The organism is Cellulomonas endophytica (genome assembly GCF_004123805.1).
GTDB classification, from domain to species: Bacteria; Actinomycetota; Actinomycetes; order Actinomycetales; family Cellulomonadaceae; genus Cellulomonas; species Cellulomonas endophytica.
Map to the genome: position 1 here is coordinate 1 of NZ_RWJX01000007.1, position 22,685 is coordinate 22,685.

Consider the following 22,685-nt stretch of genomic DNA (forward strand, 5'->3'; position numbering starts at 1 on the left):
GGCGGTGCCGGCGGCGGTCGCGGCGGCTTCGGCGGCGGCGGTCGTCCGGGTGGTCCCGGCGGCGCCCCCGGCGGCGGCGGTGGCTACGGCCCCGCGCGTCCCGGTGGCGGCGGCGGTCGTCCCGGCGGTGCCGGTCGCGGCTCCACGCAGGGCGCCTTCGGGCGCGCCGGCGGCCGTCCGGTCCGCGGGCGCAAGTCCAAGCGGGCGAAGCGCCAGGAGTTCGAGCAGATGCAGGCGCCGTCGCTCGGCGGCGTCAGCGTCCCCCGCGGCAACGGCTCCACGGTCGTCCGCCTGCGGCACGGCTCGTCGCTGAACGACTTCGCGGACAAGATCGACGCGAACCCGGCGTCGCTGGTCACCGTCCTGTTCCACCTGGGCGAGATGGCGACCGCGACGCAGTCTCTCGACGAGGACACGTTCGGCACGCTGGCGCAGGAGCTCGGCTACGTCATCGAGATGGTGTCGGCCGAGGAGGAGGACCGCGAGCTGCTCGAGTCCTTCGACATGGACCTCGACGCCGAGCTCGAGGCCGAGGGCGACGACGAGCTGCAGGCGCGCCCGCCGGTCGTCACCGTCATGGGCCACGTCGACCACGGCAAGACCAAGCTCCTCGACGCCATCCGGTCCACGGACGTCGTCGCGGGCGAGGCCGGCGGCATCACCCAGCACATCGGTGCCTACCAGGTCCGTGCCGAGCACGAGGGCCTCGACCGGGCCGTCACGTTCATCGACACCCCGGGCCACGAGGCGTTCACCGCCATGCGTGCCCGTGGTGCGCAGGTCACCGACATCGCGATCCTCGTGGTCGCGGCGGACGACGGCGTGATGCCCCAGACGATCGAGGCGCTCAACCACGCCCAGGCGGCGAACGTGCCGATCGTGGTCGCGGTGAACAAGGTGGACAAGGAGGGGGCCAACCCCGCCAAGATCCGCCAGCAGCTCACCGAGTACAACCTGGTCGCGGAGGAGTACGGCGGCGAGACGATGTTCGTCGACGTCTCGGCCAAGCAGGGTCAGGGCATCGACAGCCTCATCGAGGCCGTCCTCCTCACGGCGGACGCGGCGCTGGACCTGCGGGCGAACCCCGACAAGGACGCGCGCGGCGTGGCCATCGAGGCGAACCTCGACAAGGGCCGCGGTGCGGTCGCCACGGTGCTGGTCCAGTCCGGCACCCTGCGCGTCGGCGACGCGGTGGTCGCGGGCACGGCCCACGGCCGCGTCCGCGCCATGTTCGACGAGCACGGCGACCCCGTCGTCGAGGCCGGCCCGGCCCGTCCGGTGCAGGTCCTCGGGCTCACGTCCGTCCCGAGCGCCGGCGACACGTTCATCGTCGCCCGCGACGACCGGACCGCCCGTCAGATCGCCGAGAAGCGCGAGGCCGCCGAGCGCGCCGCCCTCCTGGCCAAGCGCCGCAAGCGCATCAGCCTCGAGGACTTCACGCAGGCCCTGCAGCAGGGCAAGGTCGAGACGCTCAACCTCGTCCTCAAGGGCGACGTGTCCGGTGCCGTCGAGGCGCTCGAGGACGCGCTGCTCAAGATCGACGTGGGCGAGGAGGTCGACCTGCGCGTCATCCACCGCGGCGTGGGTGCCATCACGCAGAACGACGTCAACCTCGCCACGGTCGACAACGCGATCATCATCGGCTTCAACGTGAAGTTCGCGGAGCGCGTCGAGGACCTGGCGGACCGCGAGGGCGTCGACGTGCGCTTCTACTCGGTCATCTACCAGGCGATCGACGACGTCGAGGCGGCCCTCAAGGGGATGCTCAAGCCGGAGTACGAGGAGGCCCAGCTCGGTTCCGCCGAGATCCGGGAGATCTTCCGCTCGTCGCGGTTCGGCAACATCGCCGGCTCGATCGTCCGCTCCGGCACGATCGTCCGGAACTCGAAGGCGCGCGTCACCCGCAACGGCAAGGTCGTGGGGGACAACCTCACCATCGAGTCGCTCAAGCGGTTCAAGGACGACGCGACCGAGGTCCGCGAGGGCTTCGAGTGCGGCATCGGCCTGGGGTCGTTCAACGACCTCGAGATCGGGGACGTCATCGAGACGTGGGAGATGCGCGAGAAGCCGCGCAGCTGACACCGGCCGTCTGCAGCCCCGGGCCGTCGCCGGCCGGGGCAGAGGGGAGGACCCATGGCCGACACGCCACGGGCACGCAAGATCGCCGAACGGATCCAGCAGGTCGTCGCGCAGATGCTCGACACCCGGATCAAGGACCCGCGCCTCGGCTTCGTCACCGTCACGGAGGTCCGGGTCACCGGGGACCTCCAGCACGCGGACGTCTTCTACACCGTCCTGGGCGACGAGGAGGCCCGCACCGGCTCGGCCGCGGCCCTCGCCAGCGCGAAGGGCCTCATCCGCTCGGAGGTCGGCAAGGCGACGGGCATCCGCCTGACGCCCACGATCGACTTCCACCTCGACGCCGTGCCCGAGACGGCCGCGCAGCTCGCGTCGGCGCTCGCCGAGGCGCAGCGCCGGGACGCCGAGGTGGCGGCCCTGGCCGCCCGCGCGTCCTACGCCGGCGAGGCCGACCCCTACCGCCGCCCGGTGGAGGACGACGAGGACGACGCGGGCACGGCCGACCGCGCCTGAGCGCGTCCGACCGGACCGACCGCACGACGCAGCACGACCGACGCAGGGCCCGGGCCGCCACGGCCCGGGCCCTGCGTCGTCCCCGACGTGCTCGCGCCGGCGTGAGGGCGCCCGCGTCGCCCGCGGGAACGGGTGCTGCACCGGCCGTCCGCCGCGCGGCGCCGGGACGGGCGGACCCCCGCGCGCCGGCCCGCCGGCGCAGCATCCCTCCGGGGACCGGACCGTGGCGGCGGCAGCGCCGGCGGTGCCCCGGGCGGCGGGTGAGAGCATGGCGCGCGTGAGCAGCCCAACCGCACGTCCGCGCCGCCCGACCGCACCGGACGGGGTCGTCGTGGTCGACAAGCCGGCGGGCTGGACGAGCCACGACGTGGTGGCGCGGATGCGCCGGCTGGCGGGCACCCGCAAGGTCGGGCACGGCGGCACGCTCGACCCCATGGCGACGGGCGTGCTCGTCGTCGGCATCGGCCGTGCCACGCGCCTGCTCACGTGGGTCTCGGGCGCCGACAAGGAGTACACGGCCACCGTCCGCCTGGGGGTCAGCACCACGACGGACGACGCCGAGGGCGAGACCGTCGCGACCCCCGGCGCCGCCGGCACCACCCGCGCCGAGGTCGAGGCGGCGGCCCTGCCGCTCACGGGGCAGATCCTCCAGGTGCCCAGCGCCGTGTCGGCGATCAAGGTCGACGGGCAGCGCGCCTACGCCCGGGTGCGGGCGGGGGAGAGCGTCGAGCTGGCCGCCCGCCCCGTCACGGTCAGCGTGCTGGAGGTGGGGGAGATGCGCCCCGGACGGGTCGAGGACGGTGACGGCGACGGCGAGGGCACCGACGTGCTCGACGTCGACGTGCGGGTCGTGTGCACCTCGGGCACCTACGTGCGCGCGCTCGCCCGCGACCTCGGCGCCGCGCTGGGCACCGGCGGCCACCTCACGGCGCTGCGGCGCACGCGGGTCGGCGGCTTCGACCTGGCGCAGGCCCGGACCCTCGAGGCGCTGGCCGAGGTGCCGGAGGACACGCCGCTGGCCGTCCTCGACCCCGCCGCCGCGGCGCGGGCCACCCTGCCCGTGCGCGACCTCGACGAGCGCGAGGCCCGCAGCCTCTCCTACGGGCAGCCCGTCGAGCTGCGCCCGGGCCGCTCCGGCCCCGCCGCCGCCATCGGCCCGGACGGCGTCCTCGTCGCCGTGCTCGAGCCCCGAGACGACCGCGACCGCCCTCTGCTGGTCCTCACCCCCGCGGGCTCCTGAGCCGGGTGGTGGACGGCGGCGCCGCGCCGACCGCCGGGACGGCGCCGCCCGCCGCCCGCACCGCCCCACCGGCACCGCCGGGCGTGCGGCGCGTACCCGGACGGTCCTGCGGGGTGGCACCCTTGTCCGCTGGGCCGCACCGGGCGGCCGCGAGGGAGGCACGCGTGCACGTCTGGCGGGGTCTGGCCCAGGTGCCGGCCGGCTGGGGGCCGTCCGTGGTGACGCTGGGCAACTTCGACGGCGTCCACCGCGGCCACGCGGGCGTGCTGGCGGAGATGGCGGCGGACGCCCGTGCCGCCGACCTGCGGTCCGTCGCGGTGACGTTCTCCCCGCACCCCGCGCAGGTGCACCGCCCCGACACGGCGCCGCCGCAGCTCACGGGCGACGCGGACCGGCTCGAGCTGCTCGCCGACTGCGGCCTCGACGCCGTGCTGCTCGAGCACTACACGCTCGCCTTCGCCCGCCAGACGCCGCGGGAGTTCGTGCAGCGGTACCTCGTGGGGGCGCTGGGCGCCCGGGTCGTCGTCGTCGGGCGGGACGTGCGCTTCGGCTGGCAGAACAGCGGCGACCTGGCGACGATGCGCGCGCTCGGCGCGGAGCTGGGCTTCACGGTGGACGTCGTGGACGACCTCGTCGACGAGGCGCCCGCCGACCCGGCGGACGGGCGGCGCCGGCTGTCGTCGACGTGGGTGCGCGAGCTGCTCGCGGCGGGGGACGTCGCCGGCGCCGCCGCCCTGCTGGGCCGGCCGCACCGGCTGCGCGGCCTCGTCGTCCACGGGGACGCCCGCGGCCGCGAGCTGGGCTACCCGACGGCCAACCTCGCGCAGGACGCCGCGGGCATGGTCCCCGCCGACGGCGTCTACGCCGGCCGGCTGCGGCGCGTGCGGCGCGCGGACGGCACGCCCTACGCCCCGGTCGACGCGGACGTCGTGCTGCCCGCCGCCGTCTCCATCGGGACGAACCCCACCTTCGACGGCGTGCAGCGCCGCGTGGAGGCCTACGTGCTCGACCGCACGGACCTCGACCTCTACGACGAGGAGGTCGTCGTGGAGCTGCTCGTCCGGCTGCGGCCCACGCTGCGCTTCGACGGCGTCGAGCCGCTCCTGGAGCAGATGGCCCGGGACGTGGCCGACGCGCGGGCGCTGCTGGGCGCCCCCGAGCCCGCGTAGGACCGGGCCGCCGCGCCGGGGTCCTCCCGGGCGGCGGCCCCTCCCGCGGGCCGGGCGGGGTCAGCCCTCGCGCGCCGCGACCTCGAGGGCCGCGTCGACGTCCGCGACGAGGTCCGCGACGTCCTCGATGCCGACGGACAGCCGGACGAGGTCGTCCGGCACCTCCAGGGCCGACCCGGCGACGGACGCGTGCGTCATCGCCGCGGGCAGCTCGACGAGGGACTCGACGCCGCCGAGCGACTCGGCCAGCGTGAAGAGGCGCGTGGCGGCGCAGAAGGCCCGCGCCCGCGCCTCGCTGCCCAGGCGGAACGCCACCATGCCGCCGAAGGCGCGCATCTGCCGCGACGCGACCGCGTGCCCGGGGTCGTCGGGCAGCCCGGGGTAGTGCACCGCGGTGACGGCGGGGTGCGCCTGCAGGTGCGCCGCGAGCTCGGCGGCGTTGGCGCTGTGCCGCTCCATGCGCACGGCCAGGGTGCGCAGCCCGCGCAGCGTGAGCCACGCGTCGAACGGCCCGGCCACCGCCCCGGCGGCGTTCTGGAGGAAGCCCACGGCGTCGGCGACGGCGTCCGTGCCCGTCGGCCCGACGAGCCCGAGCGGCAGGCGCACGCCCGCGCCGACGACGAGCGCCCCGCCGACCACGTCCGAGTGCCCGCCGATGTACTTCGTCGTGGAGTGCACGACGACGTCCGCGCCGAGCGCGAGGGGCTGCTGCAGGTAGGGCGAGGCGAAGGTGTTGTCGACGACGAGGAGGGCGCCCGCGGCGTGGGCGATCTCGGCCAGGCGCGGGATGTCGGCGACGCCGAGCAGCGGGTTCGTCGGCGTCTCGACCCACACGACGCCGGTCTCACCGGGACGCACGGCGGCGGCCACCGCGTCGGGGTCGCCGAGGCGTGCCGGCGTGTGCGCGACGCCCCAGGGCTCGAGGACGCGCGCCACGAGGCGGTAGGTGCCGCCGTAGGCGTCGTCGGGGATGACGACGTGCCGCCCCGGGGTCAGCGTGGCGCGCAGGAGGACGTCCTCGGCGGCCAGGCCCGAGGAGAACGCGAAGGCGCGCTCGCCGCCCTCGACGGCCGCCAGGGCCGTCTGGAGGGCGTCCCGGGTCGGGTTGCCCGAGCGCGAGTACTCGTAGCCGTTGCGCAGGCCGCCGACGCCGTCCTGGGCGTAGGTGGACACCTGGTAGATCGGCGGCACGACCGCGCCCGTCGTCGGGTCGGGCTCGAGCCCGGCGTGCACGGCGCGGGTGGAGAACCCCGAGGGGCGCCCGTCGGGGGCGGTGGTGCTCGCGTCCGGGGTGCCGCCGGTGCTCGTGCCGGCGTCCGTGCCGCGGCCCTCGGAGGGCGTGCGGGGCTGGTGGGGCGCCGTCGCGCCGGGGTCGGTGGTCACGGGGTCCTCCTGCGAGAGGTCGGCGGGGGCGTCGGGGGTCGGGGGTGGACGGCGGTCAGCGTGCGGCGTGCTCGAGGAGGTCGGCGCGCGTGAGGACGCCGGCGGGGCGCCCCTCGTCGACGACGAGCAGCGCGTCCGCGTCCTGCAGCGCGGCCGTGGCGGCGGCGACGGGCTCGCCCGCGCCGACCTGGGGGAGCGGGTCCGCGAGGTGCTTGCGGACGGGGTCGGACAGGCGCGCGGAGCCGCTCCACAGGGCGTCGAGCAGCCCGCGCTCGGTGACGGCACCCAGCACCTCGCCGAGCGTGACGGGCGGCTCCTCCGTGACGACGGGCAGCTGGGACACGCCGTACTCGCGCAGGATCTCGATGGCGTCGCGGACCGTCTCGTTCGGGTGGGTGTGCACGAGCGCGGGCAGGCCCCCGCTCTTGCCGCGCATCACGTCCCCGACGGTCGCGCCCGTGCCCTCCTCGCGCAGGAAGCCGTACGAGCGCATCCACGGGTCGGAGAAGATCTTCGACAGGTAGCCGCGGCCGCTGTCGGGCAGCAGCACCACGACCACCGCCCGGGCGGCGGCCTCCGGGTCCTCGCGCTCGAGCCGCTCGGCCACGCGCAGCGCCGCGACGACCGCCATGCCGGAGGACCCCCCGACGAGGAGCGCCTCCTCGCGCGCGAGGCGACGGGTCATGGCGAAGGACTCCGCGTCGTCGACGGCGAGGACCTCGTCGGGCACGGCCGGGTCGTAGGCGCTCGGCCAGAAGTCCTCGCCGACGCCCTCCACGAGGTACGGCCGGCCCGTGCCGCCCGAGTAGACCGAGCCCTCGGGGTCCGCGCCGACGACCACGACCGGCCCCTCCGGGCGGTCCCGGCTCACGTCGTGCAGGTAGCGCCCCGTGCCGCTGATGGTGCCGCCCGTGCCGACGCCGGTGACGAAGTGCGTGACGCGCCCCTCCGTCGCCGCCCAGATCTCGGGACCCGTCGACGCGTAGTGGCTCGCGGGCCCGTCGGGGTTGGCGTACTGGTTCGGCTGCCAGGCGCCCGGCGTCTCGCGGACGATGCGGGAGGCGACGCCGTAGTACGAGTCGGGGCTGTCCGGCGGGACCGACGTGGGGGTGATGACGACGTCCGCGCCGTAGGCCCGCAGCACGTCCCGCTTCTCGGGGCTCACCTTGTCCGGGCAGACGAACACGCAGCGGTAGCCGCGGCGCTGCGCGACGAGCGCCAGGCCGACGCCCGTGTTGCCGGAGGTGGGCTCGACGATCGTGCCGCCCGGGCGCAGGTCGCCCCGGCGCTCCGCCTCCGCGACGATGCGGGCCGCGATCCGGTCCTTCACGGAGCCGCCGGGGTTGACGTACTCCACCTTCGCCAGCACGGTGGCGGAGAGGCCGGCCGTCACGGCGTGGAGGCGGACGAGCGGGGTGCCGCCGACGAGGTCGGCGACGTGGTCGACGTACTGCACGGGCTCTCAGGCCTCTCGTCCACGGGTCAGGTGCGTCCCGCCACTGTGCCACGACCGGCCCGGGCGCCCGTGCTGGTACTCTGGACGACGCCGTTCGATCGGCCGCGGAACGAGAGAGCCCGGGTGGACGTGCCCCGGAGCACCGCGCAACGAGACACCAGGGAGAGACGTGCCGCTCGACAACGCCACGAAGCAGACCATCATGACCGAGTACGCCACGCACGAGGGCGACACCGGTTCCCCCGAGGTGCAGATCGCGGTGCTCACGCAGCGCATCAAGGACCTCACCGAGCACCTGAAGGCCCACAAGCACGACCACCACAGCCGCCGTGGGCTGCTGCTGCTGGTCGGCCGGCGTCGTCGCCTGCTGGGCTACCTGCAGAAGATCGACATCGCCCGCTACCGCTCGATCATCGAGCGGCTCGGCCTGCGCCGCTGAACCACCGGACCAGCCCGGACCCCCCGCGGGTCCGGGCTGGTCCCGCGTGAGGGCCGCAGGCCCACCGCACCACCGCTGAGCACCAGAGCACGACAGTCACCAGAGCACGACGAGCACCAGAGCACGACGAGCACCAGAGCACGACCGGCACCACCGCACGACAGCACCACGTCACCACGCGAACCGCGCCGGCCCGCCTGCGCACGGTCCTCGGTAGTGGCCGCCAGCAGCCCCGACGCCGGGCGCTGCGACGGCCTCGATCGAAGACCGCCCGGGACCGGGCCGGCGCCCCCCGATCCTTAAGGAGGGCACCCGTGGAGGGTCCCGAGATCCAGTTCGCCGAGGCCGTCATCGACAACGGCTCCTTCGGCACGCGCACCGTCCGCTTCGAGACGGGCCGTCTCGCCAAGCAGGCCGCCGGTGCGGCCGTCGCCTACCTCGACGGCGACACGATGCTCCTGTCGGCCACGACGGCCGGCAAGCACCCCAAGGAGCAGTTCGACTTCTTCCCCCTGACGGTCGACGTCGAGGAGCGCCAGTACGCCGCGGGCAAGATCCCCGGCGCGTTCTTCCGCCGCGAGGGCCGCCCGTCCACGGACGCGATCCTCGCGTGCCGCCTCATCGACCGCCCCCTGCGCCCCCTGTTCGTCAAGGGCCTGCGCAACGAGGTCCAGGTCGTCGTCACCGTCCTGTCGATCCACCCGGACGACTCCTACGACGTGCTGGCCATCAACGCCGCGTCGATCTCCACGCAGATCTCCGGCCTGCCCTTCTCCGGCCCGGTCGGCGCCACGCGCATCGCGCTCGTCGACGGCCAGTGGGTCGCCTTCCCCCGCTACTCCGAGCGCGCCCGCGCCACGTTCGACATGGTCGTGGCCGGCCGCGTCGTCGGCGACGACGTCGCCATCGCGATGATCGAGGCCGAGGCGCCGGACAAGAGCTGGGACCTCATCCACGGCGGCGGCGGCACCGCCCCGACCGAGGACGTCGTCGCGGCGGGCCTCGAGGCCGCCAAGCCGTTCATCCGCGCGCTCGTCGTCGCCCAGCAGGAGCTGGCGGCGAAGTCCGCGAAGGAGACGCAGTCCTTCCCGACGTTCCCGGACTACCAGGACGACGTCTTCGCCGCCGTCGAGCAGGCCTCCTCGGCCCGCCTCGGCGCCGCGCTGTCCATCGCGGACAAGCAGGAGCGCGAGGGCCGCCTGGACGAGATCAAGTCCGAGATCCTCGACGAGCTGGCGGACGAGTTCGCCGGCCGCGAGAAGGAGGTCTCGGCGGCGTACCGCTCCGTGCAGAAGAAGCTCATCCGTCAGCGCATCCTCACGGACGGCTTCCGCATCGACGGCCGCGGCCTGCGCGACATCCGCACGCTCTCGGCCGAGGTCGAGGTCCTGCCCCGCGTGCACGGCTCGGCGATCTTCGAGCGCGGCGAGACCCAGATCATGGGTGTCACCACGCTGAACATGCTCCGCATGGAGCAGCAGATCGACTCGCTCTCGCCCGAGACGCGCAAGCGGTACATGCACCACTACAACTTCCCGCCCTACTCCACGGGCGAGACGGGCCGCGTCGGCTCCCCGAAGCGCCGCGAGATCGGCCACGGGGCGCTCGCCGAGCGCGCCATCGTGCCGGTGCTCCCCAGCCGCGAGGACTTCCCCTACGCGATCCGCCAGGTCTCCGAGGCCCTCGGCTCCAACGGCTCGACCTCCATGGGCTCCGTCTGCGCCGCGACGCTGTCGCTGCTCAACGCGGGCGTCCCGCTGAAGGCGCCCGTCGCGGGCATCGCGATGGGCCTCGTGTCCGACACGGTGAACGGTGAGACCCGCTACGCGGCGCTCACCGACATCCTCGGTGCGGAGGACGCCTTCGGCGACATGGACTTCAAGGTCGCCGGCACGCGCGAGTTCGTCACGGCCATCCAGCTCGACACGAAGCTCGACGGCATCCCCGCCTCCGTCCTGGCCGGCGCGCTGACGCAGGCCAAGGAGGCGCGCCTGGCGATCCTCGACGTCATCTCCGAGGCGATCGACGTGCCCGACGAGATGAGCCCCTTCGCCCCGCGGGTCATCTCGGTCAAGGTCCCGGTGGACAAGATCGGCGAGGTCATCGGCCCGAAGGGCAAGATGATCAACCAGATCCAGGAGGAGACCGGCGCCGACATCTCCATCGAGGACGACGGCACGGTCTACATCGGCGCGGTGGACGGCCCGTCCGCCGAGGCCGCGCGGGCGGCGATCAACGCGATCGCCAACCCGCACATGCCCGAGGTGGGCGAGCGCTTCGTCGGGACGGTCGTCAAGACCACGACCTTCGGCGCCTTCGTCTCCCTGTCCCCGGGCAAGGACGGGCTCCTGCACATCTCGCAGATCCGCAAGCTGGTGGGCGGCCGCCGCGTCGAGAACGTCGAGGACGTGCTGGCCATCGGCCAGAAGGTCCAGGTCGAGATCGGCGAGATCGACCCCCGCGGCAAGCTCTCCCTGCACGCGGTCGTCGAGGAGGGCGCGGACGGCGAGGCCGCCCCCGCCGCCTCGACGGTCGACGCCTGACGGTGCCGCTGGACCTGCCGCTCGTCGCCCCGGGCGTCACCGGGGCGGAGCTGTCCGCCGGGCAGGAGGGTGACGGTCTCGTCCGTCGCTCCGTCCTGCCCGGCGGGGTCCGGGTGCTCACGGAGCACATGCCCGGGCTCCGCTCGGCCACCGTGGGCGCCTGGATCGGCGTCGGCTCGCGCGACGAGGAGTCGGGCCACCTCGGCTCGACGCACTTCCTCGAGCACCTGCTCTTCAAGGGGACCGCGCGGCGCACGGCGATGGACATCGCCGAGGCGTTCGACGCCGTCGGCGGCGAGGCCAACGCCGCCACCGGCAAGGAGCACACCTGCTACTACGCGCGGGTGCTGGACGAGGACCTGCCCATGGCCGTGGACGTCATCACGGACATGGTCACCTCGGCCAGGCTCGACACGGACGAGCTGGAGACCGAGCGCGGGGTGATCCTCGAGGAGCTCGCGATGAACGACGACGACCCGAGCGACGTCGTCCACGAGCAGTTCGCCCTCGTGGCGCTGGGGGAGCACCCGCTCGCCCGGCCCATCGGCGGCACGCCCGACCACATCCGGGCCGTGCCGCGCGACGCCGTGTGGGAGCACTACCGCGACCACTACCGGCCCGAGCGGCTCGTCGTGAGCGCGGCGGGCAACGTCGACCACGACGCCCTCTGCGCCCAGATCGAGGCCGCGGTGGCCGCCGGCGGCTGGACCCTCGACCCGGCGGCGGCCCCCGCGGCGCGGCGCGTGGCGGGGCGCGACCTGCCGCCGGGCACCGGCGGCCTCCCGGCGGACGCGCGCGAGCGCACCGTGCGGCGGCAGACGGAGCAGGCGAACGTCGTCGTCGGGTGCGCCGGCCTCACGGCCACGGACCCGCGGCGCTTCACGCTCTCGGTCCTCAACGCCGTCCTCGGCGGCGGGATGTCCTCGCGCCTCTTCCAGGAGGTGCGCGAGAAGCGTGGCCTGGCGTACTCCACGTACTCCTTCTCCTCCGGCCACGCCGACACCGGCGTCTTCGGCCTCTACGCCGGCTGCACGCCCGCGAAGGTCGACGAGGTGACGGCGCTGCTCGTCGCCGAGTGGGAGCGCCTGGCGGACGGCGGGGTCGACGAGGCCGAGCTCGAGCGCGGCATCGGCCAGCTCTCGGGCGGGCTCGTGCTCGGCATGGAGGACACGGGCTCGCGCATGAGCCGGCTGGGCAAGGCCGAGCTCGTGCACGGGGAGCTGCTCAGCGTCGACGAGTCGCTGACCCGCGTCCGCGAGGTCACCGGCCGCGAGGTGCAGGAGCTCGCGGCCGAGCTGCTCGGCCGGCCCCGCACGGTCGTGCGCGTGGGCCCGCTCGGTGACTGAGCACGCAGGCGCCCCGGCGCCGAGGACCGCGGCCCTCCGGGTCGCGGTCCTCGGCGCGTCCGGGCGCATGGGCGGCCACGTCGTCCGTGCCGTCCGCGCCGCCCCGGGGCTGGAGCTCGTCGCCGAGGTGACCTCCTCGGCCGGTCTGGACGCCCTCCTCGACGCACCGGCCGGCGAGCGCCCCGACGTCGCCGTCGACTTCACCGTGCCGGGCGTGACCGAGATCAACGTGCAGGCCCTGGTCGGGGCGGGCGTGCACGCGGTCGTCGGCACGACGGGCTGGGACGCCGACGCCCTCGACCGCGTCCGGGGCGCGCTCGACGCGGCGCCCGGGGTCGGCGTGGTCGTCGCCCCGAACTTCGCGCTGTCGGCCGTGCTCGCCATGACCTTCGCGGCACGGGCGGCGCGCTTCTTCGAGTCCGTCGAGGTCGTCGAGCTCCACCACCCGGACAAGCTCGACGCCCCGTCCGGCACGGCGCTGCACACCGCACGGGCGGTCGCGGCGGCGCGCGCGGCGGCCGGCCTCGGGCCCGTCCCCGACGCCACGGCCTCGTCGCTCGACGGTGCCCGCGGTGCCGACGTCGACGGGGTCCGCGTCCATGCCGTCCGGCTGCGCGGGCTCGTCGCGCACGAGGAGATCCTCCTCGGCAACGCCGGCGAGCAGCTGACGATCCGCACGGACTCCTTCGACCGGTCGAGCTTCATGCCGGGCGTGCTGCTCGCCGTCCGCGAGGTCGTGCGCCGGCCCGGGCTCACCGTCGGGCTGGAGCACCTCCTGGACCTCGGGGCGTGAGCGCCGCCCGGCGCCGCGTGCCGGTCGCGCTGCTCGGCGCGCTGGCCCTGACGGCGCTGCTGGGGCTGTACGTCGTGCTCGTCGTGTCGCGCGCCTGGGCGCTCGTCACCTCCGGGCAGGCGGTCGGCGTCGCCCTCGGGCTCGCGTTCCTCGTGCTGCCGCTCGTCGTCCTCGTGCTCATCGCACGCGAGTGGCGCCTCGCGGCCGACGTGCAACGCATGGCCGACGCGCTGGCCGCCGCGGGGGAGCTGCCCGTCGACGACCTGCCGCGCTCGCCCGGCGGACGCGTGGACCGCACGGCGGCGCTGGCCGCGTTCGAGACGGCCCGCACGGAGGCCGAGGCGGACCCCGACAGCTGGGCCGTCCGGTACCGGCTGGCCTTCGCCTACGACGCCGCGGGCGACCGCCGCCGCGCCCGCGAGAACCTCCGGCTGGCCCGCACGCTGTGGCGGGCCGCGGGGGCGCCGGGTCCGGGCGGCGCCGGCAGGCGTTGACCACCGTCGGGTGACGGGTTCACCCGGACGGCTCAGCCCGACACCCGTCCGGCCGATGGGACGGAGGACGGGGGCTGCGTCCGCGAGCCCCCCTGCCCGGAGGACCCGCAGATGCCAGTGATCGCACGGACCCGTCCGACCGCCACGAGGGCGAGGTCCGCCCGGCGGCCCCTCGCCGCGCTGGGCGTGCTCGCCCTGCTCGGGGTCGTGGTGCCTGCGGGCGCCGCGTCCGCGGCCAACAGCGGCTCCGTCAGCAAGGTGTCCGGCGAGGAGAAGGTGGACGGCACCGCCACCTACGGCTTCTCCTGCACCATGGACAGCGGCACCGGGAACGCCTTCTCGTGGCGCCTCATGAACACCGCGACGACCGTCGAGTACCAGCGGGGTGACGCGACGGACTACACGGTGAACACCGGGACGAGCCGCTCGGGCACCTTCTCGATCACCTTCACGGGTCTGGCCGCGGGCACCTACCGCATCCAGGGCATGTGCTGGACGGACCCGACGCGGAGCTACGGCTACGTCCCGGCGGTCGCGTACGCCTCCGTCGCGCCCGGGTCGGTCGCCACGACCACGTCCCTGTCCGCGTCCCCGACGACCGTCGTGGCCGGTCGCAGCAGCACCCTCACGGCGTCCGTCCCCGGCGCCCCCGCCGGCGGCCAGGTCGAGTTCCTCGTGGACGGCGCCCCGGTCGGCACCGCGCCCCTCGGCACGGGCCGCACCGCGACCCTCACCCGCGCGTTCCCGACCACCGCCGCCGTGACCGCGCGGTACGTCGGCGCCTCCGGCTACCTGCCCTCGACCTCGGCGCCGCGCACCGTCACGGCGCTGACCACCGTCGTCGCGCCCTCCCCGGCCACCCTCTCGGCGCCCGTCGTCGTCGGCACCCCCGTCACCGTCGCGACCGGCACCTGGTCGCCGACCGTCGCCGACGGCACGGCGCTGACCTACCGCTGGACCGTCGGCGGCGAGACCGTCGGGACCGGCGCCTCCTACACGCCGGTCCCCGCCGACCTGGGCCGCGACCTCGCCGTCGACGTCACTGGGACGCACCCCGAGCTCGCCCCGGGGACCTCGGCGACGGTGACGGGCGGCCCGCAGGCCGTCGGCCGGGGCACGCTCGCCGCGGGCGCGCTGACCCTGGAGGGCACGCAGGACGGGGCCGCCGTGCTGGGCACGCCGCTCGTCGTCGACCCCTCCGGCTGGGCGGCCGGCACCGGCTTCGTCCACCGCTGGAGCGTGGGCGGCGCCGACGTCCCCGGCGCGACCGGCCCCTCGTACACGCCGCGGCCGCAGGACCTCGGGCGACCCGTCGCCGTCACGGTGACCGCGCAGGCTCCCGGCATGACGGACCTGGTCCGCACGCTCGACGCCGCGCCCGCCGTGGTCACCCCCACCCTCGCGGTCCGGCCTGACGGCGTCGTCGTCGGGCAGGACGCCCCCGTGCACGTGACGGTCGCCGGTCCCGAGGGCGGCCCGGTCCCGACCGGCACGGTCCAGGTGACGCTGACCGCCCCCGACGGGGCCACCACGGTCCTCGCGGCCCCGCTCGTCGGTGGCGCGGCCGACGTGACGGCCCCCGCGCCGGCCGTGGGCGATCACGCCGTCACCGCCGTCTACACCCCGGACGCCGGCGCGCTGCCCGACGGCGGCACGACGGCGGTCGCGCCCTACACGACGGCGACCGGCTCCGCGACGCTGTCGGTCGCGAAGGCGTCGCCGACCGTCACCGTGCCGACAGGCGTCTCCGTCCCCGTCGCCACCGCGGGCATCGTCGTCGCCCGCGTCGCCGGAGCCCGGCTCCCGGAGACCTTCGTCCTCGAGGAGGGCGGTGCCCCGGTCCTCGAGGGCACCGTGCCCGTCGACGGGGTGCTGGAGCTGACGCTGCCCGTCCTCGCGCCGGGCACGCACGAGCTCGTGCTGCGCTTCCCCGAGGGCGCCTCGACGCTCGCGGCGGAGTCGGCGCTGCGCGTCTCCGTCCAGGGCGAGCCGGAGCGCGAGGGGCTGCTCCCGACCGCCGCGCTCGCGACGCCCGAGAAGGCCACCGCGCCGGGGCAGCCGATGGAGCTCGTCGCCGAGGGCTTCGACGAGGGCGAGACGGTCGCCTTCTACCTGCACTCCGACCCGGTCCTCCTCGGCACCGCCGTGGCGGGTGCTGACGGCACGGCCCGACTGCTCGTCACGGTCCCCGACACCGCGCCGACCGGTGAGCACACGGTGGTCGCCACCGGTGGGACGTCGGGGCGCTGGGCCGCGCTCGAGCTCGAGCTCGCCGTGGCGTCCGCACCGGCCCCGGGCACCCCGACGGCGCCCACGACCGGGACCAGCCCGGTGACGGCGACCGTGACGGAGGCGACGGTCCCGGCGACCGCCGCCGGCGCGGGGACGCGCCCCGCGGCGACCACGACGCGGACGGCGGCGCGGCTGGCCGCGACCGGGGCCGAGACGGGTGCCGTCACCGCGCTCGCCTGGGGCATGGTGCTCCTGGGCGGTGCCCTGGTGGTCGTGCGCCGCCGCCGGGCCCACGCCTGACCGGAGCACAAGGAGCGGAGCAGGGCCCCGGGCAGCCGCCCGGGCCCTGCTCCGTCGTGCCTCCCGTTCCCGCATCCCGTGGCGGCACCTTGGACGCGTCGGCGCCCGGCGGGGTGCGACCCCCGCGCTAGCGTCGGCGGCATGGCCTGCCGACTGAGCGAGCTCGTCCTCGACTGCCGTGACCCCCGGGCTCTGGCGGACTTCTGGTGCGCCGTCCTGGGGTACGTCGTGCTCGACGAGGACGACGGCGCCCTCGAGATCGGCCCGACGGCCGGGTTCGGCGGCCCGGCCCCGACGATCATCCTGTCGCCCTCGTCGGAGCCGCGGACGGGCAAGCTCCGGCTGCACCTGGACGTGAACCCGACGGACCGCGACCAGGACGCGGAGCTGGAGCGCCTGCTCGCCCTCGGGGCGCGGCGCGCGGACGTCGGGCAGACGGGCGAGGAGTCCTGGCACGTGCTGGCCGACCCGGAGGGCAACGAGTTCTGCCTGCTTCGCCGGCGCCTCGACCCGCTCTAGGTCCCGACCGCTGCAGGGGCGTCAGCCGAGGCGCTGCGCCAGCGAGACGAGGAGGCCCTCCGGGCCGCGCACGTAGGCCATGCGCCACGCGTCCTCATACCGCCCCACCCCGCCGACGAGGCCCCAGCCGTCGGCCGCGAGCCGCTCGACGAGCCCGTCGAGGTCGTCGACCTCGAAGGCCACGTTGCGCAGGCCGAGCGCGTTCGCCATGGCCCCCGGCTGGCTGGGGGCGTGGTCGGGGCGCTCGAAGGTCGACAGCTCCAGGCACGTGCCGCCCCCGGGCGGGCGCAGCATGACGATCCGGGTCCGCGCACCGGTCATGCCGATCACGGTGTCGAGGAACTCGCCCTCGATCGGCATCGGCCCGCCGTCGACCTCGAGCCCGATCCCGACGAAGAACGCCGTGACCGCGCCGAGGTCGGCGACGGTGATGCCGACGTGGTCGAAGCGACGGACCTGCGCCATGGGGACCTCCGGGACGACGGGGCGCACGCCGGCGGCGTGCCCTCACGGGGTCCAGACCGGCGGGGCGTGCCGTCCTCATCGGCCCCGGCCGCCGCATGATGGCGGTCATGGCCACCACCTCGGCCCGCGCGCTGCGGCTGCTGTCGACGCTCGCCGGCGGGCGGGTGTGGCCGGCGGCGGACCTCGCCCAGCGCCTGGAGGTGTCCGCACGGACGCTGCGGCGCGACGTCGACACGCTGCGCGGCCTCGGGTACACGGTCCAGCCCGTCAAGGGCGTCGGGGGCGGCTACCGCCTCGTCGGGGGCGCCCGGCTCCCGCCGCTGGTCCTCGACGAGGAGCAGGTCGTCGCGATCGCCGTGTCCCTGCAGGCGGCGCCGCGGGTGCTCGCGGGGCTCGACGGCGCCGCCGCGTCCGCCCTGGCGAGCGTGCGACAGGTCATGCCGGAGCGGCTGCGGCTGGAGTCCGACGCCCTCGTCGTCACCGCGCTGCCCAACCTGTGGGAGTTCCCGGCGGACCTCATCGACGCGGGCGTCGTGCGCGCGGTCGGCGCGGCGGTCCGGCGCCGCCACCTCCTGCGCGTCGTGGTCGACGGCGGGGACGGCGGGGCTGACGGCGCGGGGGAGGCCGTGCTGCTCGAGCCGTACGCCGTCGTCGTGTGGGCGGCGCGGTGGTACCTCGTGGCCGCCGACCCCGCCGGGTCCTCGGACGGCCGGTGGCGGGTCCTGCGGCTCGACCGCCTGACCGTGCGTGCACCGACGGGGACGCCCTTCGCGCCGCGCCCGCTCCCGCCCGGCGGGATTGCGACGCTCGTGCAGGAGACGCCCGACCGCGGCGACGTCCTCGCGTCCTGGCCGTGCCAGGGGTCGGCGGAGCTGGCGGTGCCCGCGCCGCTCGCGGCCCGGTTCGCGCCCGGAGGAGCGGTCGTCGAGCACGTGACGGAGGGCGTGTGCCGGCTGCGCATGGGCGCGTGGTCGTGGACCGGCCTGGCCGGCCTCTACCTCACGTTCGCGGCGGAGCTGCGTGCGGTCGAGCCCGACGAGCTGCGGGCGGCGCTGCGCGGGATCCGCGAGCGCGTCGACCGGTCGGAGGCGGCCACGGCCGACGACGCCGGTCGCGTCGACGACCGCCGAGGTCCGTGAGCCCTGCGGCCATCCGGTGTCCGCTCCGCCTGCCACCGTCGACCCCGCGACCGGTGACCGCCGCGTCGAGGCCGTCGGCACCCGCGCCGGGCGGCACGGAGGGACGACCATGCGGACGATCATCATCGGCGGCGGCATCGGGGGCCTGGCGCTCGCGGCCGGCCTGCGGCGCCACGGCCTCGACGTCACCGTGCACGAACGGGACACGGACCTCGCCGCCACCGGCGGGTACCACATCACGCTCGACACGGCGGCCCTGGCGGCGCTGCGCGCGCTCGTCGGTCCGGAGCACCTCGAGCGGCTCCTGGCCTCGGCGTCCGCGGTCCGGCGCCGCCCGCCGGACGTCTGGTGGGACTGGCGCGCCCGCCCGCTCGGCCCGGTCGAGGTGAAGGGCCTCGACCGCGACAGCGTCGACGTCGACCGCATCACCCTGCGGCTGCTGCTCGCGGAGGCCGCCGGCGACGCGCTCCACGTGGGCCGGACCTGCGTCGGGGTGGAGCGGGAGCTCGCGCCGGGCCCGGCCACCGGGGTCGGCGCGACCGGTGGGGGCGGTCCCGTGCGCGCCCGGTTCGCCGACGGCACCGTCGAGCACGGGGACCTGCTCGTCGGCGCCGACGGGACGGGCTCCCTCGTGGCGCGGCACCTCGCCGGCGGCCCCACGTCGCGCCCGGCGGGCGTCCTCGGGGTCTCGGGCCGCACGGCCGCCGCCGCCCTCGACCCCGACGAGCGCGAGCGCCTCGGCCCGCGCTCCAGCCTCGGCGTCGGCCCGGCCGGCACGGCGCTGTACGCCGGCTTCCTCGACCCCGAGGGGTTCGCCGTGCTCGACGCGGCACCGCAGCGCGCGGCCGTCACGGTCGGCCCCACGTACATCTGGGGCGTGATGGTGCCCGACACCCCGGACTCGGCGGCGTGGCGCGGGCTGTCCGGTGCCGAGCTGCGGGACGCGACGCTGGGGGCGCTGCGCCGCGTCGGGTGGTCCGAGCGCGCGCTGCAGGTCGTCGCCCGCACGGGCACGGACGGGGTCGCGGCCTACCGCTTCCACGCCGGGCCGGACGACGTGCGCGAGATGGCGCCCTGGCCGGCCGGGCCGATCACCGCGCTCGGCGACGCCGTCCACGCCACGCCGCCCACCGCGGGCAAGGGGGCGGGCACGGCCCTCGTCGACGCCGCCGCCCTGCTCGAGGGGCTGCTCGCCGTCCGGGCCGGCACCACCACGCCGCTCCTGGCGGTCAGCGCCTTCGAGCAGGCCATGCGCCACCGCGGCACGGCCGTGGTCGCGCTGTCCATGGTCACCGTCCGCCGCGTGCTCGCCAGCAGCACCCCGGCCGGCTCGGCGCTGACCCGCGCGTCCCTGCCCCTGCTCGCGGGCGCCACCGCGCTGCGCACCCGACGGGAGCGCCGTGGCTGACCGGGCCCTCCCGGGGGCCGCCGTGCGGCAGGATGCCCCGCGAGCGGGACGGGGCAGGGACGGGGCGGTCCGAGCCCGGTCGCCGGGGCGGTCAGGACCGCGGTCCTCGTCGCGGTCGGCTCCTTCGCCGCAGGCGTGGTCCTCGCCGGGGTCCGGCTGACGCGGCCGACGCAGCGGACGTCCCCGGCACGGCGGGGCCCCGCGGGTGGCAGGCTGCGGCCGTGATCCCTCCCGCCCCGCCGCCTGCCCGGCTCGAGGCCGCCCGGTACCTCGCCGCGCTGCGGGCGGACGCGGCCCGGCTGCGCGCCCTGGCGCTCCGGGCGGACCCCGCCTCGCCCGTCCCCGCCTGCCCGGGGTGGACGGTCGACGACCTCCTCCGCCACGTCGCCGACGTCCACCTGCGGCAGGCGGCGGCGATCGCGGAGGGGCAACGCGTGCCGCCCGGCGACCCGGCGGGGGCGGCGGCGCCCGAGGAGAGCACCGTCGCGCACCTCGACCGGGCCGCCGCCCGCATCCTCGCGGCCGTCGACCGGCCCGCGAGCACCCCCTGCTGGACGTGGCCGGAGCCCCGCGGGCGGCTGGCGTTCTGGCAGCGGCGGATGGCGCAGGAGACGCTGATCCACCGGGTCGACCTGGAGCAGGCGACGGGCGAGCCGTCCGACCTCGCCGACGACCTCGCGCTGGACGGCGTCGACGAGGTGCTGACGGTCTTCCTCCCGCTCTCCCTGCCGTCCGACGGCCCGGGGCTCGGCATCGGCCCGGACCTGCGGGCGTCGGTCCTCGTCGGGTCCGGTGCCGTGGCCTGGGGCGTGGAGGTCACGGGGGCGACGGCCCGGGTCGCGGCCGGCGCACCGGCGGGTGCCGCGCAGGTCCGGGGGGACCCGGCGGCGCTGCTGCTGTGGCTGTGGGGCAGGGGCGGTGAGGAGGGGCTGGACGTCCAGGGGGACCGGGGCCAGGTCGCCGCGCTGCGGCGGGCCCTCGTCGCGGCGACGCAGTAGGCGGGGCGGACCCACCCTTGCCCGTGCCGGTCGGGCCACGGCAGGCTGGGGCCCCCGGTCCGGTCGGAGGAACCCCATGGGCACGCTCGTGTACGCGGCCAACGCCTCGCTCGACGGCTACCTCGAGGACGAGGAGGGCCGGTTCGACTGGTCGGAGCCCGACGAGGCCGTGCACGCGTTCTGGAACGGGCACGAGGAGCGGGTCGGCACCTCGCTCTACGGCCGCCGGATGTACGAGACGATGCGCGTCTGGGAGACCCACGACTGGCTCGCCGACGAGCCGCAGGTGGTGCGCGACTACGCCGGCATCTGGCGCGACGCCGACAAGGTCGTCTACTCCACGACGCTCGAGAGGGTCACGACCGCCCGCACCCGCCTCGAGCGCCGCTTCGACCCCGACGCCGTCCGGGCGCTGAAGCAGGGGTCCAGCCGGGAGCTGAGCGTCGGCGGCGCGACGATCGCCGCCGAGGCGTTCCGGCACGGCCTCGTCGACGAGTGCGTGCTCGTCCTGTGCCCCGTCGTGGTGGGCGGCGGGAAGCCGGCGCTCCCCCGGGGCCTCCGGCTCGACCTGGAGCTGCTCGACGAGGGGCGCTTCGCCAACGGCTGGGTCCACCTGCGCTACCGCGTGGGGAACGCCCGCTGACCCACCGTGCGGACCCTGGGCGGCTCGCGCAGGGGCGTCCGGGCGTCCGGGCGTCCGGCTCAGGGTGTCGCGGTCGCGTCCTCCTCGGCGGCCCCGACCACGACCCGGGGCCGTGGGACCGGCGTGCCGTACCCGAGGAGCCGGGCGCGCGCGGCGGCCGCGAGCAGCCGCGGGTGCAGCAGGACCAGCGGCGGCGCCATGAGGTGGAAGACGCCGGCCACCCGCTCCTGGGTGGCGGTGTCGCCGTGCGCCGCCAGCCGCCCCAGCTCGCGGGTCCAGCGGCCCAGCAGCGCCGGCACCCGGCCCTCGCGACCGGGCACCGTGGCGTAGCGGCGGTCCTCGCCGGTCGCCATCGCCCACGGCAGGGCGGTGAGGCGGCCGAACCTGCGCTGCAGCCGGCGCGTGCTGCGCCCGGGACGCCACCCGCGGCGCACCTCGTCGCGCAGCGCGACCGCCTCGAGCGCGGCGACCGCCACGCCCTGCCCGTAGATGGGGTTGAACGCGCACAGGGCGTCCCCGAGCATGAGGACGCCGTCGGGCAGCGCCGTGCGGCGGCCCGGCCGGTGGCGTCGGTTGGCGGTCCGGCGGTGGACGACCACCTCCGTCACGGGCTCCCCGGCGGCGGCCAGCTCGGCCAGCACCGGGTCGGGCAGCGCCGCGAGCCCGGCCCGGAACGCCTCCGGGTCGCGCCCGGGCCGCCGGTCCCCGATCCCGACGGCGCCGACGAGCCACCGGCCGTCCTCGACCGGCAGCGCGATCCCGCCCACCGGCCGCCCGGGGGAGGCGAGGACGATCACGCCGGCGGTGAGGACGCGGTCCCGGCTCAGGGCGTAGGCCCGGCTGGCGTACCCGACGCCGGCGTCGACCTCCTCCGTCGGCGGGACGGGCAGGCCGAGCGCGCGGAGCCACACCGGCAGGCGGGAGGCCCGCCCGGACGCGTCGACGACGAGGTCGGCCGGCACCGTGCCGCCGTCCGCCAGGTGCACCTCCCACAGGGCGTCGGGCCCCCCGCGGACGAGCCCGTCGACCCGGACGCCGTCGCGGACCACGACCCCGGGCAGGGCGCGGACCCGGGTGCGCAGCACGTGCTCGAGCAGGGGCCGGGTCGCCGAGAGGACCTCGTACTGCCGGCTCGGCGGCGCCCACCCCTGCTCCCCGAGCCACGCGAGCCTCCCCGTGTCGACGGGCAGCGCCCCGGCCGCCCGCAGGTCCGCCTGCAGGCCCGGCAGCAGGTTCTCGGCGGCCAGGAGCCCGCGGTGGAGCAGGACGTGGGGGTGCCGGTCCTGCGGCGTGCCCGGCCGGGACCGCGGCGCCGTCTGGAGCGTGTCCTTCTCGAGCAGCGTCACCTGCCGGCCCGGCTCCGCGAGCGCGGCGGCGACGAGCAGCCCGGAGACGCTGGCGCCCACGACGACGACCCGGGCCGGTGCCGCTCCGCGTCGGGTCACCGGTGCATCGTCGCGCCCGGCGGGCGGCGCCGGAAGGGCCGGGTCCGGAGGCGCTCGCGGGTGGTTCTCAGCGGGCTGCGG

Annotated in this window: 19 protein-coding genes; 15 read left to right on the plus strand and 4 right to left on the minus strand. The window is 76.6% G+C overall.

Features of this window, described 5'->3' with window-relative positions:
• From infB to EJA20_RS03490, 4 genes are all read left to right on the plus strand, one after another.
• The coding region (gene infB, locus EJA20_RS03475) for a translation initiation factor IF-2 (protein WP_129336787.1) at nucleotides 1-2,079 on the plus strand (2,079 nt) is incomplete at its 5' end.
• 54 nt (nucleotides 2,080-2,133) lie between these two features.
• Entirely contained in the window at nucleotides 2,134-2,592 is a 459-nt protein-coding gene (gene rbfA / locus EJA20_RS03480; protein WP_129336788.1) for a 30S ribosome-binding factor RbfA, read from the plus strand.
• A 268-nt stretch (nucleotides 2,593-2,860) separates the two neighbouring features.
• Nucleotides 2,861-3,832, plus strand: coding sequence for a tRNA pseudouridine(55) synthase TruB (gene truB, locus EJA20_RS03485; protein WP_129336789.1), 972 nt, complete (start codon nucleotides 2,861-2,863; stop codon nucleotides 3,830-3,832).
• Between the two features lie 164 nt (nucleotides 3,833-3,996).
• Nucleotides 3,997-5,001: a bifunctional riboflavin kinase/FAD synthetase gene (locus EJA20_RS03490; RefSeq protein ID WP_129336790.1), complete on the plus strand. Its 1,005-nt coding sequence runs from the start codon at nucleotides 3,997-3,999 to the stop codon at nucleotides 4,999-5,001.
• A gap of 60 nt (nucleotides 5,002-5,061) precedes the next feature.
• Here EJA20_RS03490 and EJA20_RS03495 read toward each other — a convergent pair whose 3' ends face one another.
• Entirely contained in the window at nucleotides 5,062-6,384 is a 1,323-nt protein-coding gene (locus EJA20_RS03495; RefSeq protein ID WP_129336791.1) for a cystathionine gamma-synthase, read from the minus strand.
• A gap of 55 nt (nucleotides 6,385-6,439) precedes the next feature.
• On the minus strand, nucleotides 6,440-7,840 hold the full coding sequence (locus EJA20_RS03500) for a cystathionine beta-synthase (protein WP_129336792.1): 1,401 nt from the start codon (nucleotides 7,838-7,840) through the stop codon (nucleotides 6,440-6,442).
• 169 nt (nucleotides 7,841-8,009) lie between these two features.
• Here EJA20_RS03500 and rpsO point away from each other — a divergent pair, with 169 nt between their 5' ends.
• The 7 genes from rpsO to EJA20_RS03535 all read left to right on the plus strand — a co-directional run bounded on the left by rpsO (nucleotide 8,010) and on the right by EJA20_RS03535 (nucleotide 16,506).
• A complete protein-coding gene (rpsO, locus tag EJA20_RS03505; protein WP_129336793.1) occupies nucleotides 8,010-8,279 on the plus strand; it encodes a 30S ribosomal protein S15 in 270 nt (89 codons plus the stop codon).
• Nucleotides 8,280-8,593: 314 nt separating this feature from the next.
• Nucleotides 8,594-10,822: a polyribonucleotide nucleotidyltransferase gene (locus EJA20_RS03510; protein WP_129336794.1), complete on the plus strand. Its 2,229-nt coding sequence runs from the start codon at nucleotides 8,594-8,596 to the stop codon at nucleotides 10,820-10,822.
• Nucleotides 10,823-10,824: 2 nt separating this feature from the next.
• Complete coding sequence (locus tag EJA20_RS03515) at nucleotides 10,825-12,168, plus strand: M16 family metallopeptidase (RefSeq protein WP_129336795.1); 1,344 nt, start codon at nucleotides 10,825-10,827, stop codon at nucleotides 12,166-12,168.
• Nucleotides 12,161-12,961: a 4-hydroxy-tetrahydrodipicolinate reductase gene (dapB, locus tag EJA20_RS03520; protein WP_276319520.1), complete on the plus strand. Its 801-nt coding sequence runs from the start codon at nucleotides 12,161-12,163 to the stop codon at nucleotides 12,959-12,961. Before EJA20_RS03515 ends, dapB begins: the two co-directional genes overlap by 8 nt.
• The gene (locus EJA20_RS03525; RefSeq protein ID WP_129336796.1) at nucleotides 12,958-13,455 is read left to right on the plus strand and encodes a hypothetical protein; all 498 of its coding nucleotides are present in this window, start codon (nucleotides 12,958-12,960) and stop codon (nucleotides 13,453-13,455) included. Before dapB ends, EJA20_RS03525 begins: the two co-directional genes overlap by 4 nt.
• Nucleotides 13,456-13,566: 111 nt before the next feature.
• Nucleotides 13,567-15,987 (plus strand): Ig-like domain repeat protein, encoded by a 2,421-nt coding sequence (locus EJA20_RS03530; RefSeq protein WP_129336797.1) that lies wholly within the window; start codon nucleotides 13,567-13,569, stop codon nucleotides 15,985-15,987.
• Nucleotides 15,988-16,128: 141 nt separating this feature from the next.
• Nucleotides 16,129-16,506, plus strand: a complete 378-nt coding sequence (locus EJA20_RS03535) for a VOC family protein (protein ID WP_129336798.1) — start codon at nucleotides 16,129-16,131, stop codon at nucleotides 16,504-16,506.
• 21 nt (nucleotides 16,507-16,527) lie between these two features.
• On the opposite strand, the gene EJA20_RS03540 is transcribed toward EJA20_RS03535, so the two are convergent.
• Nucleotides 16,528-16,998 carry a VOC family protein gene (locus EJA20_RS03540; protein WP_338068792.1) on the minus strand — a complete coding sequence of 157 codons (471 nt, stop codon included), beginning with the start codon at nucleotides 16,996-16,998 and terminating at the stop codon, nucleotides 16,528-16,530.
• 80 nt (nucleotides 16,999-17,078) lie between these two features.
• On the opposite strand from EJA20_RS03540, the gene EJA20_RS03545 reads away from it, so the two are divergent.
• The 4 genes from EJA20_RS03545 to EJA20_RS03560 all read left to right on the plus strand — a co-directional run bounded on the left by EJA20_RS03545 (nucleotide 17,079) and on the right by EJA20_RS03560 (nucleotide 21,159).
• Nucleotides 17,079-18,110 carry a helix-turn-helix transcriptional regulator gene (locus EJA20_RS03545; protein WP_129336799.1) on the plus strand — a complete coding sequence of 344 codons (1,032 nt, stop codon included), beginning with the start codon at nucleotides 17,079-17,081 and terminating at the stop codon, nucleotides 18,108-18,110.
• 109 nt (nucleotides 18,111-18,219) lie between these two features.
• Nucleotides 18,220-19,518, plus strand: coding sequence for an FAD-dependent oxidoreductase (locus EJA20_RS03550; protein ID WP_129336800.1), 1,299 nt, complete (start codon nucleotides 18,220-18,222; stop codon nucleotides 19,516-19,518).
• 221 nt (nucleotides 19,519-19,739) lie between these two features.
• Nucleotides 19,740-20,516, plus strand: a complete 777-nt coding sequence (locus EJA20_RS19690) for a maleylpyruvate isomerase family mycothiol-dependent enzyme (protein WP_164983815.1) — start codon at nucleotides 19,740-19,742, stop codon at nucleotides 20,514-20,516.
• Between the two features lie 76 nt (nucleotides 20,517-20,592).
• A complete protein-coding gene (locus EJA20_RS03560) occupies nucleotides 20,593-21,159 on the plus strand; it encodes a dihydrofolate reductase family protein (protein WP_129336802.1) in 567 nt (188 codons plus the stop codon).
• Between the two features lie 59 nt (nucleotides 21,160-21,218).
• On the opposite strand, the gene EJA20_RS03565 is transcribed toward EJA20_RS03560, so the two are convergent.
• Nucleotides 21,219-22,604 carry an NAD(P)/FAD-dependent oxidoreductase gene (locus EJA20_RS03565; protein WP_129336803.1) on the minus strand — a complete coding sequence of 462 codons (1,386 nt, stop codon included), beginning with the start codon at nucleotides 22,602-22,604 and terminating at the stop codon, nucleotides 21,219-21,221.
• Nucleotides 22,605-22,685 lie beyond the last annotated feature (81 nt).

Coding starts and splice junctions, on each gene's coding strand:
- EJA20_RS03545 (WP_129336799.1), top strand. CDS start 17,079: ATGGCCACCACCTCGGCCCGCGCGCTGCGGCTGCTGTCGACGCTCGCC.
- EJA20_RS03535 (WP_129336798.1), top strand. CDS start 16,129: ATGGCCTGCCGACTGAGCGAGCTCGTCCTCGACTGCCGTGACCCCCGG.
- EJA20_RS03530 (WP_129336797.1), top strand. CDS start 13,567: ATGCCAGTGATCGCACGGACCCGTCCGACCGCCACGAGGGCGAGGTCC.
- rbfA (WP_129336788.1), top strand. CDS start 2,134: ATGGCCGACACGCCACGGGCACGCAAGATCGCCGAACGGATCCAGCAG.
- EJA20_RS03550 (WP_129336800.1), top strand. CDS start 18,220: ATGCGGACGATCATCATCGGCGGCGGCATCGGGGGCCTGGCGCTCGCG.
- EJA20_RS03560 (WP_129336802.1), top strand. CDS start 20,593: ATGGGCACGCTCGTGTACGCGGCCAACGCCTCGCTCGACGGCTACCTC.
- truB (WP_129336789.1), top strand. CDS start 2,861: ATGGCGCGCGTGAGCAGCCCAACCGCACGTCCGCGCCGCCCGACCGCA.